Annotated in this window: 12 protein-coding genes; 6 read left to right on the top strand and 6 right to left on the bottom strand. The window is 67.6% G+C overall.

Translation table 11 applies throughout. The features are described from left to right. Positions 1-39: 39 nt before the first annotated feature. Together AC0VYD_RS09870 and AC0VYD_RS09865 are read right to left on the bottom strand one after the other, a co-directional pair. Positions 40-1,173 (bottom strand): nucleotide disphospho-sugar-binding domain-containing protein, encoded by a 1,134-nt coding sequence (locus AC0VYD_RS09870; protein ID WP_475479573.1) that lies wholly within the window; start codon positions 1,171-1,173, stop codon positions 40-42. A 53-nt stretch (positions 1,174-1,226) separates the two neighbouring features. Then, positions 1,227-2,357 (bottom strand): DegT/DnrJ/EryC1/StrS family aminotransferase, encoded by a 1,131-nt coding sequence (locus AC0VYD_RS09865; RefSeq protein WP_475479572.1) that lies wholly within the window; start codon positions 2,355-2,357, stop codon positions 1,227-1,229. Positions 2,358-2,570: 213 nt separating this feature from the next. Here AC0VYD_RS09865 and AC0VYD_RS09860 point away from each other — a divergent pair, with 213 nt between their 5' ends. Both AC0VYD_RS09860 and AC0VYD_RS09855 read left to right on the top strand, forming a co-directional pair. Next, positions 2,571-3,572 (top strand): aldo/keto reductase, encoded by a 1,002-nt coding sequence (locus tag AC0VYD_RS09860; protein WP_475479571.1) that lies wholly within the window; start codon positions 2,571-2,573, stop codon positions 3,570-3,572. Positions 3,573-3,610: 38 nt separating this feature from the next. After that, complete coding sequence (locus AC0VYD_RS09855; protein ID WP_475479570.1) at positions 3,611-4,834, top strand: macrolide family glycosyltransferase; 1,224 nt, start codon at positions 3,611-3,613, stop codon at positions 4,832-4,834. Positions 4,835-4,841: 7 nt separating this feature from the next. On the opposite strand, the gene AC0VYD_RS09850 is transcribed toward AC0VYD_RS09855, so the two are convergent. Then, the gene (locus AC0VYD_RS09850; RefSeq protein WP_475479569.1) at positions 4,842-5,669 is read right to left on the bottom strand and encodes a methyltransferase domain-containing protein; all 828 of its coding nucleotides are present in this window, start codon (positions 5,667-5,669) and stop codon (positions 4,842-4,844) included. A gap of 843 nt (positions 5,670-6,512) precedes the next feature. Between AC0VYD_RS09850 and AC0VYD_RS09845 the strand changes: the two genes are divergently transcribed. Next, positions 6,513-6,854, top strand: a complete 342-nt coding sequence (locus AC0VYD_RS09845) for an ArsR/SmtB family transcription factor (protein ID WP_475479568.1) — start codon at positions 6,513-6,515, stop codon at positions 6,852-6,854. Beyond that, positions 6,851-7,513, top strand: coding sequence for an SRPBCC family protein (locus tag AC0VYD_RS09840; RefSeq protein WP_475479567.1), 663 nt, complete (start codon positions 6,851-6,853; stop codon positions 7,511-7,513). Before AC0VYD_RS09845 ends, AC0VYD_RS09840 begins: the two co-directional genes overlap by 4 nt. 108 nt (positions 7,514-7,621) lie before the next feature. Here AC0VYD_RS09840 and AC0VYD_RS09835 read toward each other — a convergent pair whose 3' ends face one another. Both AC0VYD_RS09835 and AC0VYD_RS09830 read right to left on the bottom strand, forming a co-directional pair. Beyond that, positions 7,622-7,888: a hypothetical protein gene (locus AC0VYD_RS09835; RefSeq protein ID WP_475479566.1), complete on the bottom strand. Its 267-nt coding sequence runs from the start codon at positions 7,886-7,888 to the stop codon at positions 7,622-7,624. Positions 7,889-8,087: 199 nt separating this feature from the next. Then, on the bottom strand, positions 8,088-8,498 hold the full coding sequence (locus AC0VYD_RS09830) for an ATP-binding protein (RefSeq protein ID WP_475479565.1): 411 nt from the start codon (positions 8,496-8,498) through the stop codon (positions 8,088-8,090). Between the two features lie 278 nt (positions 8,499-8,776). Between AC0VYD_RS09830 and AC0VYD_RS09825 the strand changes: the two genes are divergently transcribed. Further along, positions 8,777-9,637, top strand: a complete 861-nt coding sequence (locus tag AC0VYD_RS09825) for a helix-turn-helix domain-containing protein (RefSeq protein ID WP_225942390.1) — start codon at positions 8,777-8,779, stop codon at positions 9,635-9,637. Positions 9,638-9,667: 30 nt separating this feature from the next. Then, positions 9,668-9,856, top strand: a complete 189-nt coding sequence (locus tag AC0VYD_RS09820) for a DUF397 domain-containing protein (RefSeq protein WP_473040406.1) — start codon at positions 9,668-9,670, stop codon at positions 9,854-9,856. A 982-nt stretch (positions 9,857-10,838) separates the two neighbouring features. On the opposite strand, the gene AC0VYD_RS09815 is transcribed toward AC0VYD_RS09820, so the two are convergent. Beyond that, the gene (locus tag AC0VYD_RS09815; RefSeq protein ID WP_475479564.1) at positions 10,839-17,351 is read right to left on the bottom strand and encodes an RHS repeat domain-containing protein; all 6,513 of its coding nucleotides are present in this window, start codon (positions 17,349-17,351) and stop codon (positions 10,839-10,841) included. Positions 17,352-17,354: the final 3 nt, after the last annotated feature.

The following is a 17,354-nucleotide window of genomic DNA, read 5'->3' as shown; positions in this document are numbered from 1 at the left end:
GCCTTCCGCCTCGCTCTGTTTCTGGTCAACCGGATACGTCTAGAACAAGGACTCGACGATTCTGCGCTGGACGGCCGCCGGGGTCGGCAGGGAACGGACCTCGTCCCGGACCTCGGCCGTGGCGGTGCGCAGCGAAGCGTCGTCGACGAGCTGGCGGAGCAGGCCCGGGCTGACCTCCTCGGGCGTGCTGACCAGGCCGATACCCCGGTCCCGCACCGCGTTGCAGGCGGTGTACTGCAGGCGGTCCCTGGGGTCGGGGGCCAGCAGCTGCGGGACGCCGGCGTCGATGGCGGTGAGCGTGGTGCCGCCGCCGCCGTGCTGGACGACCGCGGAGCAGTCCCGCAGGAGGGCGTGCAGGGGGGTCCACCCCACGGAGGCGACGTTGGGCGGCAGGGCTCCGAGCGCGGTGACATCGATGTCGCCGAGAGCGAGCACGAAGTCGGCCGGCACCTCCGCGGCCGCGCTGACCAGCGGCTCGAGCATGCCGAGGCCGAAGGTCTGGAGCTCGATGGTGCCCATGGTGATCGCGACACGCGGGCGCTCGGGGGCCGTCGGCAGCCGGTCGCCGAGGACACCGCCACCGCCGTAGGGGACCCAGCGCATGGGCCAGCCCTCCTCGGGCACGCCCTTGAGCATGCTCGGAGGGAAGGACTCCACGGTGATGTCGGGTCGGGGCACCCGCACGTCGTACCTGTCGCACAGGTCCGCCAGTTCAGCACCGATCGCCTCGTGCATGCCGCCGGTGCGCCAGGCGCTCTGGTTGCGCTGGACGGCCGGGACACCGCGGCGCGCGGCGGCGAGCAGGCCCACCGTCGCTCCCTGGTCGTACACCACCAGGTCGGGACGCCACTGGTCCGCGAGCGCCATGGTGCGTTCGACCATGGGCCGGTTGACCGCGGCGATCTGGATCGCCCAGTCCTCGATCGGGGCCTCGGTCCGCGCGGCCATCCGGGCAGCGAAGTCCGGATGCTCGGCGGCCACCTGTTCGAAGACCGCCACGGCGCTGTAGTCGGGGGCCACGTCGACCACCTCGAGCCCTGCGGCCGCCGCCCTCTCCGCGTGCTCCGCGATGGCCACGATCACCTCGTGGCCCTCCGCTCGGAAGGCCCAGGCCAACTGGACGAGGGGGAAGAAGTGACCGAGGCCGGGTGAGGAGGAGAAGAGCACGCGCATACAGCCGGTTCCTTTGCTCGTGGGGGAGGGTGGTGGCGCAGCGGAGGCGGGGCTCACCAGCCCGACCGGATGGTGTCCACGATGTGGTCCCGGTCCTCTTCGGTGAGCCACCAGCCGACCGGAACGTAGATGATCCGGTCGTGGACGCTCTCCAGACCGGGGAGTTCGCTCCGGTAGGGGGCCACGCAGGTGTGTTCGTCGTTGCGGCGGGAGATCAGGCTGGTCATGATCCCGCTCTCGGTCATCTTGGAGGTGAACGCGTCACGGTCGTCGACCTTGAGGGGGTAGGCCCAGAACGAGGGTTCGCGGTCGTCGGCGCGTTCGGTGAGTTCCACTCCGGGGACGCCCGCGAGTTCCTTGTCGAAGTGGGCGGCGTTCTCCCGGTGCCTGGCCAGGAGGGGGTCGACGATGTCCAGGTTGGACATACCCACCGCCGCCGCGGTGTCGTTCATGGGGAACCTGAACCCCCACTCCGGTACGTCGTAGTCCCCGCGAACGCGATCGGCGGCGCGGTCGATGCCGAACCACCGGCGGAGCACGGCGCGGCGGTGCAGCTCCTCTTCCGAGAGGACCACGAGTCCGCCGCCGCCGCAGGTGAGGAGTTTGATCGCCTGGAAGCTGTAGACGCACGTGTTCCCGTGGTTGCCCAGCGGAAGTCCGCGGTAGGTCGCGCCCCAGGCTTGGGCACAGTCCTCGATCACCGGGGGGCGGAAGCCCAGGCGCTGCTCGGCCCGGTCCACGACCCCGCGAAGCCGGTCGAGGTCCACCGGGTAGCCGAGCCAGTGCACGACCATGATCGCCCTGGTGTCGGGGGAGATCTTGCGCTCCAGGTCGTCCAGGTCCATGTTCAGCGTGTCCGGGTCGACGTCGACCCAGCGGATGCGCAGGCCGTTGGCGAGGATCGGCCAGTTCGTGCCCTCGAAGGTCAGCGGGCTGGCAAGGACCTCACCGGTGTCGTCGTGCGCGCCACCGCCGCCGCCCTGCCCGGTGACCAGGCTCAGGGCGAGGTGGAGTCCGGAGGTCCCGCAGTTCACTGCGGTGACCAGCGGGTTCCCCAGGCGTTCGGCCAGGGCGGCCTCGAACTCCGCCACGCGCGGCCCGTGTTCGAGCTGGCCGCAGCGCAGCACCTCCGCGACGCGGTCGGGAGCCTCCTCCGACATCGCGACCTTGAACAACGGAATCATCCCGGCTCCCCTCCACGGCCGTCCACACGGCGCCAGCACCTACCCAAGGATCCTAATTTCGAAATATTATTTTAAAGCTAATGGAGCGATTGCCGCAAGAGTTACTGGACATACGAGCACGGCGCTTGAATATAAGACAGCGCTATGGAATCTTGGCCTTGCTCGCAGAGCCCACACGCCCGGGCCAGGGACCACGACCCGAGGAGCACAGGGATGCCGCACCCGGACACTTCGCGCACCCGCCTAGGACGGACCGGCCTGAGGATCAGCCGCCTCTGCCTCGGCACGGTCAACTTCGGCGGCAGGGTCGAGGAGCCCGAGGCCAGAGCGCTGATGGACCACGCCCTCGCCCAAGGCGTCGACTTCATCGACACCGCCGACATGTACGGCTGGCGCCTGTACAAGGGCTCCACCGAGGAGGTGATCGGCCGCTGGCTGGGCGCAAGCCCCTCCCGCCGGGACGCGGTCGTGTTGGCCACGAAGGTTGGCAACCCCCTGGGCACGGGGCCGAACGACCGGGGCCTGTCCGCCCGCCACATCATCTCCGCCTGCGACGCCTCGCTCCGCCGCCTGCGCACCGACTGGATCGACCTCTACCAGATGCACCGGATGGACCCGGGCGTCCCCTGGGACGAGGTCTGGCAGGCGATGGAGACGCTCACCGCGCAGGGAAAGATCCGCTACGTAGGGGCGTCCAACTTCAGCGGGTGGGGCCTGGTCTCGGCCCAGGAGGCCGCGCGGCGGCGGGGTTACCTCGGCCTGGCCTCGGAGCAGTGCCTGTACAACCTCCTCGTGCGCCACCCGGAACTGGAGACGGTTCCCGCCGCGTCGGCATACGGGATCGGCGTCCTTGTCTGGTCACCGCTGCACGGCGGTCTGCTCAGCGGGGCCCTGCGCAAGAGGGCCGAGGGAACCGCGGTCAAGTCGGCCCAGGGCCGGGCCGAGGCCGCGCTGCCCTCGCACCGCGCCGCGGTCGAGGAGTTCGAGGACCTCTGCGCGGAGCTGGGGCGCGACCCCGCGGAGGTGGGGCTGGCATGGACCCTGTCAAGGCCCGGTGTGACGTCCGTGGTGATCGGTCCGCGCACGCCCGGACACGTGGACGGCGCCCTGAACGCCCTCGCCGACCCCCTGGGGGCCGACGTGCTGGAGCGGCTCGACGAACTCTTCCCCCCGGTCGGGCGCGGCGGCCCGGCCCCCGACGCCTGGCTCGAATGACCCCGATCCGCCCCTGACCGCTCCGAGAGCGAGGACCCATGAGCCACATCCTGTTTGTCAACGTCGCCGAAGACGGTCACGTCAACCCGTCCCTTCCCCTGGTCGCGGAGCTGGTGCGGCGCGGACACCGGGTCACCCACACCGGCACACCGGACTCCGCCGGGCGAATCACGGCCGCGGGCGCCGAAGTGGTGCCCTACAAGTCGCCGATCGCGTCGGTGGACACCGCCGAGGTCTTCGCCCGCGACGAGGACGGCGCCGCGGCGCACCTGTTGTACCTGGAGGAGAACCTCGCCCTGCTCACGGGTGTCGAGGCCGCCTACAGCCGGGAGCGGCCGGAGGCCGTCGTCTACGGGGACTTCCCCGTCGTCACCGGTCGGATCCTGGCGGAGCGATGGGGGGTGCCGACCGTCAGGACGAGTGCGGCCTTCGCCTCCGACGAGCGGTACTCGTTCTCGCGCGACCTGGTCGACGCGGCGGGGTTCGACGACCCGCTGACGATGCCCCGTTTCCGTGCCCGCCTGGCCGACCTGCTGTCCCAAGCGGGCACCGGCCTCTCGGTGGACGCGTGCTGGAACCGGGTGGAGGACTTCAACCTGGTGTTCCTGCCGAGGTCCTTCCAGGCCCACGGCGAGGGTTTCGACCAACGGTTCTCCTTCGTCGGCCCCTGCCTCGGCGCGGGACCGTCCACCGGAGGCTGGAGTCCTCCCGAGGGCGACCCCCCGGTCGCGCTCGTCTCCCTGGGCAGGACCTTCAACCTCGGCCCGGAGTTCTTCCGCGCGTGCGTGAGGTCGTTCGAGGGTTCTCCCTGGCACGTCGTCATCACCCTGGGGGGCCTCATGTCGCCGGAGGAGATCGGCCCGCTGCCGCACAACGTCGAGGTCCACTCCTGGGTGCCCCACTCGGCCGTTCTGGAGCACGCCCGGATCTGCGTGACCCACGGCGGGATGGGAACACTCATGGAGTCCTTTTCCCGGGGGTGCCCCGTCGTCTGCGTACCGCACTCGCCGGACGTCCTGCCGATGGTCCGGCGCGTGGACGAACTCTCGCTTGGGACGGTGCTCCCGATGGGGGGAGCCGCGGCCGGGGACGTCCGGGAACAAGCGGAACGGACCGCCGGTGACGAGGGGGTCCTCGCAAGGGTCCAAACCCTGCGCGACGAGATCCGCGCAGGCGGCCCCGCACACGCCGCCGACGAGTTGGAGGCGTTCCTTGCCGCCTCTCCGGCAGGGCGTGGGGGCGGGGCACCCGCAGGCCGCTGACCCGGGGTCAGCCCCGGACCGCGAGGAGGTGCCAGAAGCGTGCGGTGCGCTGGAAGGCCTCCTGGCCGCACAGCGCCAGCTCCAGGCGCTCCAACTCGGCCAGAAAGTCCTCGTCGTGTTTGCGCCCGTCGTCGGGCAGGAGGTCGATGACGCAGCGGACACCGAACCTCCGGGTCACCACGCACCCGTGTTCGAGCAGGGCGGACTCCGCTTCCCGTCGCTCCACCCTGCGCATGTCGCGGCCGAAGGTCTGGGAGCGTACCGTGTCGGCGCCGAGCAGGGCGAGAGCTCCGGCCGGGTCGCCGTCGCGAACCGCAGCCGCCAGGACGTCCATGGCCGGGTTGGGTGCCAGCAGGGAGACGGTCCCCCCCTTGCGCGCGGTGCGCGACACCGCGCCCATGGTGTCCGCGGTGTCGGGGGTGTACTGCACCACGTTGTGACACAGCACCAGGTCGTAGTCGGCGCCCAGCCCGGCGGGCGATGCGCCCGCGACCAGGTCGCCCAGGTCGGCGCGGATCGTCCTCACCCTGTGTTCGAGCCCCGCCGCGGCCGCTTTCCGCTCGGCCAGGGACAACAGGGCGGGGGCGTTGTCGAGGATGGTGACCTCGTGGCCGCGTGCGGCCAGGGGGAGGCTGTCGCCGCCGTCGCCGCCGCCGACGTCGAGGACGCGGCATCGGGGACCGATGCCTTCCGCCGCCGTGGCGAGCGAGTGCTCCACGAGCCGGTAGCGCAGACGCCCCCAAGGCGTCTCCTGCCACCGCAGCCAGTCCCGCGCAGCGTTGTCGAAGGGACTCCGTGCGTTCTGGTCGCGTCCGTGCCGCCGTGTGTGGGACATGTCGCCGATACTACTCGGCCGGCGTGTTCACGCGGATACGGTCGGGAAAACCTCTCATCTCCTTGATCCGTGGTTTTCCGCGCAACCCTGTGAATTATCAAACAGGACAACAACACTGATCACATAGTTAACTTGATTCACATTTTAGGCCAATCCAGGGAAGACTCAAGATCCGGGCCCGGAGCCGCATGCGCTCCGTCTGCAGAGGCACCCCGGAAAACACGCCTATCTGAGCACAGCGACAGAGAATTATATCTCCCAACCAGACGAGAGCAGGAAGGGGGAACCGCCAGAAGCCACCGTCGACCCAGATGGATCGGCGGAACGGCAAGAGCGTCTCACCGCCCACGGGGCAACTTCTGTTCCGGAGCCCCGGGGCATCGGTGTCTCCAGGAGCGAAGGTCGCGGCGATCTGTCGCATGCCCTCCGTCCGCGACCCGGGTCAGACGGAACCGCCATCGAAGGGGCGGCACCAGCGGACCGGGCCCCTCAACGGACTCCCCGGCCACACCCCCGACCAGTTCGGAGCCTCCGACGGCCCCGCGCGAGACAGCGCGGCCGTGGAACGCCGGGGAACAGGCGGCCCGGCCTGGTGCGGAGTTCCACGCCGCAGTCATGGGATCCGCCGTCCTGGGCGCGTTCGATGACGTCGAGCCACACTGGTGTCCACCTGGCCCCGGCACAGTACGAGCAGGTCCGCCTCGTCTTCGTCCGTACCGCCCGCGCAGCCGGGAGAGGTGGTCCGCTCCGTGCTTGCCGATCCCGCTCCGCGCGACACGCGAGCTCCGACTCCGCGTCGAATGCGGTAAGTCTTATATAAACAGAAAGCGATACAGTGAAGGAATGCATGCCTTCGACGTTCTCGGCGACCCGGTCAGACGGCGCCTCCTGGAGCTGATGTCATCGGGAGAGATCACCTCGGGTGAGCTGACCTCGGTGGTACGCGAGGAGTTCGGGATCAGCCAACCCGCCGTCTCCCAACACCTGCGTGTACTGAGGGAGAGCGGGCTGGCGAACGTACGCGCCGAGAGTACGCGGCGCCTGTACTCGGTGGACGTCGAATCCCTGCGCTCGGTGGACAGTTGGCTGGACCAGTTCCGCCACTTCTGGGCACCGAAGCTGGCTGCCCTGGAGACCGAGATCGCGCGAGGCAAGCGGCAACGACGCATCCAGGAGGAACAATGAGCGAGCGTACGCCCGTCGACGTGAACGGACAGGTCCGGGCCGTGTCCCGGGGGCTGAAGACCGGGGAGCGCGACGGGGAGCAGACGATGGTGTCCTCGATCAGCCAGCGCTACGACACCACGGTCGAGGACCTGTGGGAGGCGTGCACCTCGGCCGAGCGCCTGCGCCGCTGGTTCGCCCCGGTGACGGGCGACCTCCGCCTGGACGGGAAGTACCAGGTGGAGGGGAACGCCAGCGGCACGATCGAGACCTGCACGGCACCCCACTCCTTCAGTGCCACCTGGGAGTTCGACGGCGACACGAGCTGGATCACCGTCCGGGTGGACCCGGAGGGCGACGGGGCCAGGCTGACGCTGAAGCACACAGCGCCCACCGACACCGAGTCGGAGTTCTGGCGGCAGTTCGGCCCAGGCGCGACCGGGGTGGGCTGGGACCTGGCCTTCCTCGGACTGGCAGAGCACCTGAGGACCGACTCGGACCGGCCCCGGGAAACCGACGGCTGGGAGAAGACGGAGGAGGGGCGCCGGTTCATCACCGACGCCAGCGCGGCCTGGGCAGAGGCGAACGTGGAACTCGGCACCCCGCGCGCGAAGGCCGAGGCGGCCAGGGCCCGCACCACCGCCTTCTACCTGGGCGAGGAACCGCCCGCCGAGGGCTGAGCGGGGAACCGCCGGGCTCGGACACGGAGGGAGGCCGCCACGATCCCGTTGTCGTGGCGGCCTCCCGCGTGTGGGCCCGGAGACCTGCGTTCAGGGCTCTGCCCCGACTCACTCCCGCAGCATGTAGGGCCGCACCAGGGCGCCCGCCATGCGGTCGGGGTGGACCCAGTCGCTTCCCGAGCCCGCTCCCTGAGCCCTAGCGGACAGTTCCATCCGCCGAGGCACCGGGGCCAGCGCGATCCTCGGCTCGCTCCGTGTCGGGGCGCCGATCACCTGGGCGAGGGTCCAGGCCAGTGCCGAGGCGAACACCCACCACAGGCGTGCGGTCATCGATTCCCGGGGCCTGCGGTGACGGCCGCGAGTAGAGTTCTGCATGGTCAATCCCCTGTTTCCGTCAGGTGGTTGATCAGCCCGGGCCGGTGATTGGTGCACCGGCCCGGGCACACTGCTTCTTGTCCTGGTGCGCTCCACGGGGGCACCCGGGTGTCAATGGCCCCGGTGCGCGTCGTACTTGTGCGCCCCCGGGGGTGCGCTTCCCGCCGCGCCCGCTCAGTCCGCGAACCGCGCCTGGCCCTCAGCTGGCCAGGTCCAGGCCGATCTCACCCAGGTCCGGCTCCCGGTCCAGGCGGATGATCGCCCGCAGGAACAGCGGCTGGCCCCGCTGGCCCTCCCACCACCAGAAGTCCGCGATCCGGTCCACCAGCCAGAGCCCCCGCCCGCCCGGGTTCAGCTCCCCGGGCTGACGGTCCACCACCTGCGGCGTGAGCACCGGCCCGCCGAACCTGGGCCCCTGGTCCAGCACCCCCAACAGCACGGTCCGCTCCCCCAGGAACTCCAACGAGAGCCCCATCCGCCCGCACTTCTCACTACTCGCCGTGTGCCGCACCGCGTTCGTCGCGAGCTCGCTACCGACCAGCTCCACCCAGGACCCGCGCCCGCCCTGGAGCCGCCGGTCCCGCACGAACCACGCCCGAGCCCGCGCCACATCGGCGCGGGTCCCACCCAGGTAGCACCACGCCGCGGACGACCACCCCACCCCACCACCAGGCCGCCGAGGCCCAGGTATCCGACCACCACTCACAACGCCCTCCTCAAACACACCAACCACACGGCAACAGCTTGTTCTGCTGCCCTCCGCCCCAAGCATGGACCGCCAAAACTAAAACTGCAATACTGCAGAAAGAAGTCATGCTGTTTACGTAGATTGATTGTCGAATCATGCTGAGTGATACGGTTCACGAAGATCAAGGGAGGTCAGACAGCATGGCCGTACGTCTCAGCCCCACCGCCCGCCAGCGACGCCTCATGGCCGAACTGAACCGGCTGCGCGACAACTCAGGCCTCTCCAGAGCCGAGGTCGCCGAACGCATCGGGAGCACCGACAGCACGCTGTGGCGCTACGAGACCGGCATGACCCGCCCCAAGCCCGGAGACGTGGCCATCCTCCTCGACGTCTACGGCGTCCACGGGGCAGAACGCGAAGAACTCATCGAGATGGCCAAGCACGCGCGCAAACGCGGCTGGTGGCACCGGCACCGTCAGACCCTCAAGCCCGGTTTCGACAGCTACATCGGCCTGGAGGCCGCCGCCTCGGTGGTGCGCACCTTCCAGACCGCTGTGGTCCCCGGCATCCTGCAGACCGAGGCCTACGCCCGCGCCGTCATCGAACAGACCGCCATCACCTCGGCTCCGGACATGGTGGACGAGAAGGTCCTGGTCCGCCTGTCACGCCAGGAACTCCTCACCCGCGAGGACGCCCCGCTTCAGGTCGTCGCGATCCTGGACGAGGCAGTCCTGCGCCGCCAGGTCGGCGGGCCCGAAACGATGCGTGGACAGGTCCAGCACCTCATCGACCTGGCCCAGCGCCCCAACGTGACCATCCGCGTGGTGCCGTTCTCCCATGGTGCCCATCCCGGACTGGACGGACAGTTCAACCTTCTCGAGTTCCCCGAGCAGGCCGACCCGGATCTGGTCTACCTGGAACAAGCTGGTAGCGGTCTGGTTCCGGAGGACCCGGAAGAGGTACGCAGGTATACGCTGATGTTCGGGAGCCTGTTGGGCAAGGCCCTCAAGGCCGACGAAACCCTCTCCTTCATGCGCGGGCTCCTGCCAGACAACCAGTAAGCCCCCCTCGAACGATGAGGAGGCCCGGAGATGTCCGCGCCACGCACCCCCGCTCACACCTCATGGCACAAGAGCAGCTACAGCACCAACGGCGGCGACTGCGTTGAGGTGGCGGAAGGCCAAAACGTCCTGGTCCGCGACACTCAACACCGCGAGCACGGACACCTCGCCTTCCAGAGCACCGAGTGGGCCAATCTCCTGACCACCCTCCAGCGCTGACGCGAACGGGTGCCCCAACTCTCAGAGAGGGGCATCCCATCATCCAGATCTACCCCTACCTGACGGCATAACCGAAGCCGGAAACACCAAGAGCCCCTGCCCTCGCTCCCCCAGAAGTCTGCACCCCCAGAGGGCCGAATTTTCCGATGCACGACTTCAGAGCTGACCAGGAAAGCAACAAGGTCGAGAAAGTCCTTTAAGCTTACGGCCTGACAACTCTCCCATACCCGCCTCATTCTTTCCGCCAGAAATACGGCCAATCCTGTGCTTCTGGGAATTCAGAGAGGCCCTGACAAAGCATTCACTAAGGACGGCTTGGGAAGTTTGCGAGATCTGGCTCAAGTCAGTCCCACAGACAGGCAACCTCTAATTCGAGTTCGGTGATTCGCATCCTGTGTTCAATGATGCCTGGACCTACTCGGCCATTAGAGCGGCCAGCTCCTCATAGTAGGACTTAATTCGGGGCGCGAGAGATCGGGCATGGACTCATCATTCCAAGACAGGCCTGTGCCCGACAGAGAAATTGATCCGCAACGGACACATTCGGCACCCCAGCGACTCACACCACAAGAATTACAAAAATGGAAATACACACCCCAGTGGGCGCCAAAAACGTCCATCCGCCCTCAACGCCAACACACGCATCGCAAGGTTCATGAATGGAAACTATTTCAACCACTGGATTATTACCGAGCTCAAGTACTCCGCTTGCACCTTTCGAGATGAGCCCTAACACTCCCTCTTGTGGTCAGCATTTTTTCGATATGACATCCAATCTCCAATATAAATACCAGCAGCACCAATGAATGCAATTAAAGAACAAAAGAAGGCAGCCCAGACCCTGTCGGAAAGGAGGAATTCCTCCCCGAAAACCAACACCACAACCATCAGTGCAAACGTTGAAGCCGAGGCGACAAGGAACCACGGGCTAGGTTTTTTTGCAGCGACCAAGCCAACACCTCTCGCTTTATAATTCCAAGCTCTATTCATTTCTAGAACCCAGGCTTGAAATAACATTTCCATAAGATGCAGAAAGCGCATTCATGCCAGTGTCAGTAGCAGTCCCGCCGAAATCAAAAGAGCCATCCCTGTGCCTTCGAATGACAGTGTCCTTCCTCTGCCCCCAAATGCGACTCCATGAAACCCGAGTTCCCATAACTCCATTTTTTGACCCGTATCTCATGGCTCCCCCCATCCATCCACTAAACGCTCCACTCACGCCCACTCCTGCCGCTCCAGCAATATGTTCACCCCATCTAAACTCACGCCCTTCGACCCCACGACCGCCGCCAAACCAGTACTGATAGCCATCGAGAGCTACTTTACCCCCAACTACCACAGCACCCACAGCTACACACGCACCAAAAGACAAAGCGATACATGCAGCGGTTCCAATTACCGTCCCAGCCGTCGAAATATTATCCCAATTTTCGTGAATCCAGGCCCCAGACCGTTCCCAAAAACTAGGATCATTGTCCTGCTGGGACTTATTGAGGGCCTTAGTCTCTGCTGACACAGTTGCACTTGCGCCCGCAAAAGGATTTTTTGGAGCCGGGGAGGGTACGTGTGGACGTGCCCCTGAGAAGGTGGGCTTGTAGCTCCCCCCGGTGATCTGGTGAAACTTCTGGGTTGCCTTGTTCAGAGCTTCCGGGTTGTTCTGATGCACGTACTGCTGGTTCCACAACCACTTGTCATGGTGCCAGCTGGGTTGAGCAGGAGCCGGATTGGGCTTAGGGCCAGCCGGGCCCACCAGCAGCAACCCGCTGGCGTCACTGAAGCTCGCTGGGTTGTTGTTGGCGTAGGCGTATCCGTGCATCTGCTGAGCATCGGCCAGATCCATCAACGGGTCCACCGAGATAAACCGGCCCAGATCAGCGTCATAGGCACGCGCACCCAACTGGGTCAGCCCAGTGGAGGCATCGATCATGCCGTCCACGAACCCGCGCTCGCCCGGCCACGTCCCCGTGGTGCCACGCTCCTGGCCGAACACCGTCATCCGCCGTTGGGTGACCTCATCCCCCACCGCGGCGACACTCATCTGACCGGTGCCGTGGTGATCCGGCATCGTCCAATGCAGGGAACCATCGTTCTCCCGCACCGCCACCGTCTCCCCCGCGTGGGAGAAGTACCGGGTCGCTTCCTCGGTTCCCGCAGGTTCGTCCCAGGTCACCTCCATCCCGGGCAGGTACAGGGTGGTCGCACCATTGGCACGGCGCAGGAGACGTTCACCATCGGCGTCATAGACGTACTCGGTCGTGGACAGATCGCCCGTGACCTTGGTCAGCTCACCCTCAGGGCCCCACTCCAGGGTCTGATCATGCTTGCCATCGGCCCGAGAGATCATGTTCCCGGCCTGGTCGTAGTCGTAGGAATGGGTGCTGTTACCCGAGCTTCCGGACTCCGCGACCTGGGTAACGGCGTGCGCCGGGCCCTCGCCACTCTCAGGGGTGGTGTAGTCGCGGGTGATACCCCCGCCGGGTCCATGCTGGACCTCCTGGACCCGGTTGCCGACCTCGTCATAGGTGAACTCGTGCCAGTACGGGTCCGCCCCGCCCAGCTCGCTCACCTGAGGCTCAGCCGCACAGGCCTCCTCCCCCGTCGCATCGGGGGTCCAGACCTGGTTCAGACGGCGCAGGTGGTCGTAGTCGAAGCATTGCACGTCGGACGCGCGCTCGGGGTCGGTGGGCTCGTCGTTGATGGACAGCAGGTTACCCCGATCGTCGTACCCGTAGGTCTGGGTCGAGAGCGAACCCTCGCCCAACTGCGGAACGACGCTGGCCATGTCGAGCCGGTTGGTCTTCTCGTCGAAGTCGAAGCTCTGCCAGGTGCGGTTGGTACCCCGGGGACCGAACTCGCGTTGGACGAGGTTGCCGATCTTGGAGTAGACGGTCTCGGTGACGATGTGGTCCGACCCCGAGAGCGTGGTGGGGTTGCCCAGGTCGTCGTAGCCGTACACGACCGGTTCAGCCCGCAAGGCTCCGGCTGCGGGCATCTCCGTGGCTTGCACGCTGCCGTCAGGGTAGTAGAGGGTACGGAACAGGTAGTTTCCCGCGAGCTCCCCCTCACTGGAGGGGATGGAGATCTGGTGGGCGCGGGGCCGGTTGACCCGGTCGTATCCCATGACTCGGGTGGTGTAGGCCTCTCCGTCCTCGTAGCGGGTGGAGGCGGCGGGTTGGCCGATGGCCACGCTGTCGAAGGTCCATTCGGCCCGCAGGTCTCCGTCGCCGTCACGCAGCTCGACCTGACGGCCCAGTTCGTCGTAGACGGTCTGCAGGGTCTGGCCGCGGGCATCGGTGCTCTCGACGACCCGGTCCAGGTCGTCGTAGACCATCTCGCTCACCCCGGTGTCGGGGTCGGTCTCGGAGACCTTTCGACCACGCAGGTCGTAGTCGTAGGTCCAGGTGTTGCCGCCCGGGTCGGTGACCGTTTCCAGTTCGGCGCGGGCGGTGTAGGTGTAGAAGGTCGAGTCGAACTCGCCCTCGGCTGCGGGTCCGTGGTGCTTTCGCAGCTCCACGGTGTTGCCCCGGGCATCGGTGATGGCGGTGGTGCCGGTGCCGCCCTCGGGCTCGCTCACCAGGGTGCGGTCGCCCTGGTATCGGGTGCTGGTGCGGTACTGCTCCACCCCGCGGGACATCTGGATGGCCTCGGTGGCCCGGCCCGCACCGTCGTGGACGGTGCGGGTCCAGCGGAGGATCTCGTCGTGGTTGGCCACCTCGAACAGCTCCCCACCAGGGTCGCCCTCGTTGAAGTAGGGCTCGCGGGAGATGATGGCGTTGCCGCGGCTGTCGTAGAAGGTGTCGGTGAGCACACGACCGCCGCCCGGGGCCGGGGCCTGGCTCTGACGCTCGCGGAGCATCCCGTCGAGGATCTTGTGGCTGGTGGTGTAGTCACCGGAGGCGTTGAGCGCGTGGGTGACCACGACGGTGGGTTCGTCCTTGGACAGGTGGTACTCGAACCGCATCGAGGGGGAGGAGTAACGGTCGCGGGGCCGGTCGGCCAGCCACACCTCGGTCATCCGGCCCAGGGGGTCGTAGACCATCTCGCTGCGGTTGCCGTTGGCGTCGACCTCGGCCACCGGCTGGGAGCGCTCGTCGTATTCGACCGTGCTGGTGTGGCCCAGGGCGTTGGTGGTGCTCACCTCGGTGTCGGGGCCGCCGGCGACGTCGGAGGTGTGGTCGGTGACCGTGGTGTTGCCCTCGGCGTCGGTCACCTCCAGAGCGCGCCCGTAGGTGTCGAAGGTGGTCCGGGTGAGGGTCTGGTAGACGGGGTTGGCGCCGTCGTAGTCAGCGACCCGCTGGGTCTCGGTCGGCCGGGCCTTGGTCGGCGCGTCGCCGAAGGCGCCCCCGTCGAAGAGGGTGCGCTCGTCCTTGACGACGTCGCCGGGGTAGGAGGCGTCCTCCCCGCAGGCCGCGGTCACCTTCTGCTTCCGGGCCACGGGGGTGAGCAGGTGCAGGTCGGTGTTACGGGCGTAGGTGGTGGTGGTGCACCAGTCGTCACCCGCTTCGTCCACATCCCCCTGGTCGTGGACCGAGGTGACCATGCCGAACTCGTCGAAGGTGTTGACCGTGCGGGTCTGGCGGAACCCGCCGTCGGCCAGGGCGGTGTAGGCGTCCACCTGCTCGGTGTTGGTCAGGTGCGCCTCGAGGTCCCAGGCGTGGGAGGTGGAGGCGGTGCGCTTCTTCCAGGGGGTGCTGATGGTCTTGGAGACCACCTCCCCTTCGACACCGTTGCGGACGATGGTCTCGCGGACCTGCCCGTTGAAGACCGGGTCGTCGTCCACGCTGGTGCCGGTGGAGTCGGTCACGCTCGCCGTGCGGGTCCCGGAGGGCTGGTGGTCGCCGTCCATGCCCTGGTAGAACAGGTGCTCGACCTCGGTGCGCGTCTCGTCGGGGTGGCCCTTGCGCTCGATCACCCGGTCGAAGCCCCGCCACTGGGACCAGGTCCGCTTGTCCTCGTCGACGAACCCGTCCTCGTCCATGTACGCCCAGGCGCCGTCACCCACGTAGTCGTAGCTGGTGACCATATCGGGCTGTCCGCCCACCAGGTCGACCTCGACCAGGTCGGTGACCACGTACTTGGCGAACCAGTCCGTGATGTCGTCGGCGCCGGGGCGGTGGGAGCGGATGACCGGGAAGCACAGCCCGGTGTTCTCGTGCGCCTCGGGCAGGTCCTCGGGGTCACAGCCCGGGTCCGCGTAGGACACGTCCACCTGGGCACCGGTCTCGGTGTAGATGGCGGTGATGCGCCACTTGTTCATCGGCGCCAGGCCGTCGGTGGTGGAGTCGATGCGGTTGGGCATCGGAGTGCCGGCGAAGGTGATCGCCGGTTTGGTCTTGCTGTCCCCGCCGGTGTGCCCGGTGTGGGTGATGGAGTCCAACCACAACGCGGGGTCGGTGCCGTCCCCAGGGGCGGGGAAGGAGTGCTCCAGCTCCCAGGAGTCCACCGTCACGTACGCGTCGCCGTCGTGGAGCTGGGTGGTGACCTTGTCCAGTTTCTTGGTGGTCCAGAACGTCGGACTGTGCTGCCCGGCGCAGTCGTCGTCGCACTCCTGGTCCAGCGGGGTGTCAGGCCAGTACTCGGCGTTGTCCTCGCTCCGGTCGGCCGCCTCGCAGCCGAAGTCGGTGTCCACGCAGCGTTCGCCCGTGGTGTAGAGCACCTGGGCCGGGGCGGTGGCCTGGGCGTCGTCGTCGCGCAGCCCGTAGGCAGTGCGCTTGAGGTAGCCGCCACGGTCGTATTCGACCGGGTCGGACTCGAAGTTGAGGCCGTAGTTGTTGGTCTCGGCCTCGTAGTAGTGGGCCAGGGCGTTGCCCTGGACGTCGACGACGTAGTCGAGGTTCCACCGCCAAGCCTGGTCACACCAGGCGTCGTCCAGGTTGGACTCGTAGCAGGGTTCACCGGAGTCGTTGCCGAAGACCGGCACGGTCCAGGCCGAGTTGGTCTCGTCGTCTCCCGAGGAGTGGCCGGGCAGGCGGTTGAGGCCGAAGTAGTACTGGGTGCCGTCGGTGGTGGTGACCTTCCAGTGCTCACCGTCGTTGTCACCGTTGGTGGCCCCGGTCAGGCGTTCGATCTTGGCGCCGTCGTCGTTCTTCGGGGTCCACTCGCCGTCGTCGTAGACCAGCTCGGTGGCACGACCGCCCAGGTTCAACGTGGCGTTGTGGTGCGACCAGCACTGGTCGGGGATCTCGGTGTCGTCCTCCTGGCAGGTCTGGTAACGGCGTTCGATGTAGCCGGGATGGTAGTCGAAGCCCTCACCGATCCAGGAGGTCTGGTTGTTGGTGCTTGAGGTGCGCCCGTCCACCGACTGGGAGGAGTAGCCGAGGCTGACCTCGGGTTTCAGGCCACCGGCGACGTTGGGGGCCTGGACCGGGTAGTTCCAGGAGAACCCGCCGGACTGGGTGCCCACGTTCCAGGTGGAGGAGGGGCTCAAGGAGGTAGCGGTGTAGTCACCGGTGGACTCCCCCTCGCTCTCCCCCGAGGCCGCGGCGGTCAGAAGGACCCCGCCGCTGGTGGCCGGAGCCAGAGCAGACAGCGACTGGGCCTCGGTGTCGTTCTCCGAGTCCAGCTCGTGGGTGGACCAGCACCCCGAGCCTTCTTCGGCCTCGCACCCGGTGAGCGCGACCAGGTCCAGCCGTGCCCCGTAGTCGGCCCCGTAGGCGGAGGCGAACCCGGAGTAGTCGACCTCAACGCGCACCGGACCCGCCTTCTCGGCGTCGTCGGTGCGGCGCACGCGCAGGGCCAGACCGGACAGCCCCAGCTCGGCGGCCTCGGCGCGGTCCAACACCTCCACCTCGGCCGAGGTCACAGGGCCCGCCGGGGCACTGCTCTCCTGGCTCTCCTGTGGCTCCTCTTCCCGCTGTTCCTCTTCTTCGGGTTCCGGGGCGGGCTCGGGCTCGCGCTCGGGCCCGACGTCCTGGTCGGAGCCGCCCTCCGTCTGCGGATCCGACCCGGGGGCTTCAGAATCAGGATCGCCGGACTCCCCGGCATCCTCTTCGGGGACCTGTGCCTCGGAGTCCCCGGCGTCCTCGGGCTCCTCCGTCCCGGGTTCGGCCGGTGCCCTGCGTTCACTGGTCCGCCCCGCGTCGGCCTCCGGCTCAGGCGCCGCCGCTTCCTCTTCCTCCGGGATCGGTGAGACCCAGTCCTCGAACTCCTCGGCGTCAGTGCCCTCGACCCGCACGGGCTCGCCCCCGGCAGCGCCGCTGCGGGCCTGCGGTGCGAGGTCGCGCTCATCGAAGGCCACGCTGCCGGGCTCGGGCCAGGTGGCCTCCTCCAACGAGGACACCGCGGCGTCGGCCACCGCACTGTCGGCGGTGATCGCGGACTGGGTAGCGGCATGGCCGTCCACCGACTCCCCCAGATCCACCTCCGGGCGGGTGTTGTATCCCAGAGCGGAAGCGGGCAGCGCCGAGACCAGTCCGGTCACCAGCAACAGCGAGACGAAGGAGACGATCGGTTTCCGGCGACGACGGGTCGCGGGGGCCTGGGGGATGTCAGACACAGA

The organism is Nocardiopsis sp. iso_40 (assembly GCF_056173285.1).
This window is presented reverse-complemented; position numbering and strand designations above follow the sequence as displayed.

Coding starts and splice junctions, on each gene's coding strand:
- AC0VYD_RS09850 (WP_475479569.1), bottom strand. CDS start 5,669: ATGTCCCACACACGGCGGCACGGACGCGACCAGAACGCACGGAGTCCC.
- AC0VYD_RS09865 (WP_475479572.1), bottom strand. CDS start 2,357: ATGATTCCGTTGTTCAAGGTCGCGATGTCGGAGGAGGCTCCCGACCGC.
- AC0VYD_RS09860 (WP_475479571.1), top strand. CDS start 2,571: ATGCCGCACCCGGACACTTCGCGCACCCGCCTAGGACGGACCGGCCTG.
- AC0VYD_RS09820 (WP_473040406.1), top strand. CDS start 9,668: ATGTCCGCGCCACGCACCCCCGCTCACACCTCATGGCACAAGAGCAGC.
- AC0VYD_RS09840 (WP_475479567.1), top strand. CDS start 6,851: ATGAGCGAGCGTACGCCCGTCGACGTGAACGGACAGGTCCGGGCCGTG.
- AC0VYD_RS09855 (WP_475479570.1), top strand. CDS start 3,611: ATGAGCCACATCCTGTTTGTCAACGTCGCCGAAGACGGTCACGTCAAC.
- AC0VYD_RS09870 (WP_475479573.1), bottom strand. CDS start 1,173: ATGCGCGTGCTCTTCTCCTCCTCACCCGGCCTCGGTCACTTCTTCCCC.
- AC0VYD_RS09825 (WP_225942390.1), top strand. CDS start 8,777: ATGGCCGTACGTCTCAGCCCCACCGCCCGCCAGCGACGCCTCATGGCC.
- AC0VYD_RS09845 (WP_475479568.1), top strand. CDS start 6,513: ATGCATGCCTTCGACGTTCTCGGCGACCCGGTCAGACGGCGCCTCCTG.
- AC0VYD_RS09835 (WP_475479566.1), bottom strand. CDS start 7,888: ATGCAGAACTCTACTCGCGGCCGTCACCGCAGGCCCCGGGAATCGATG.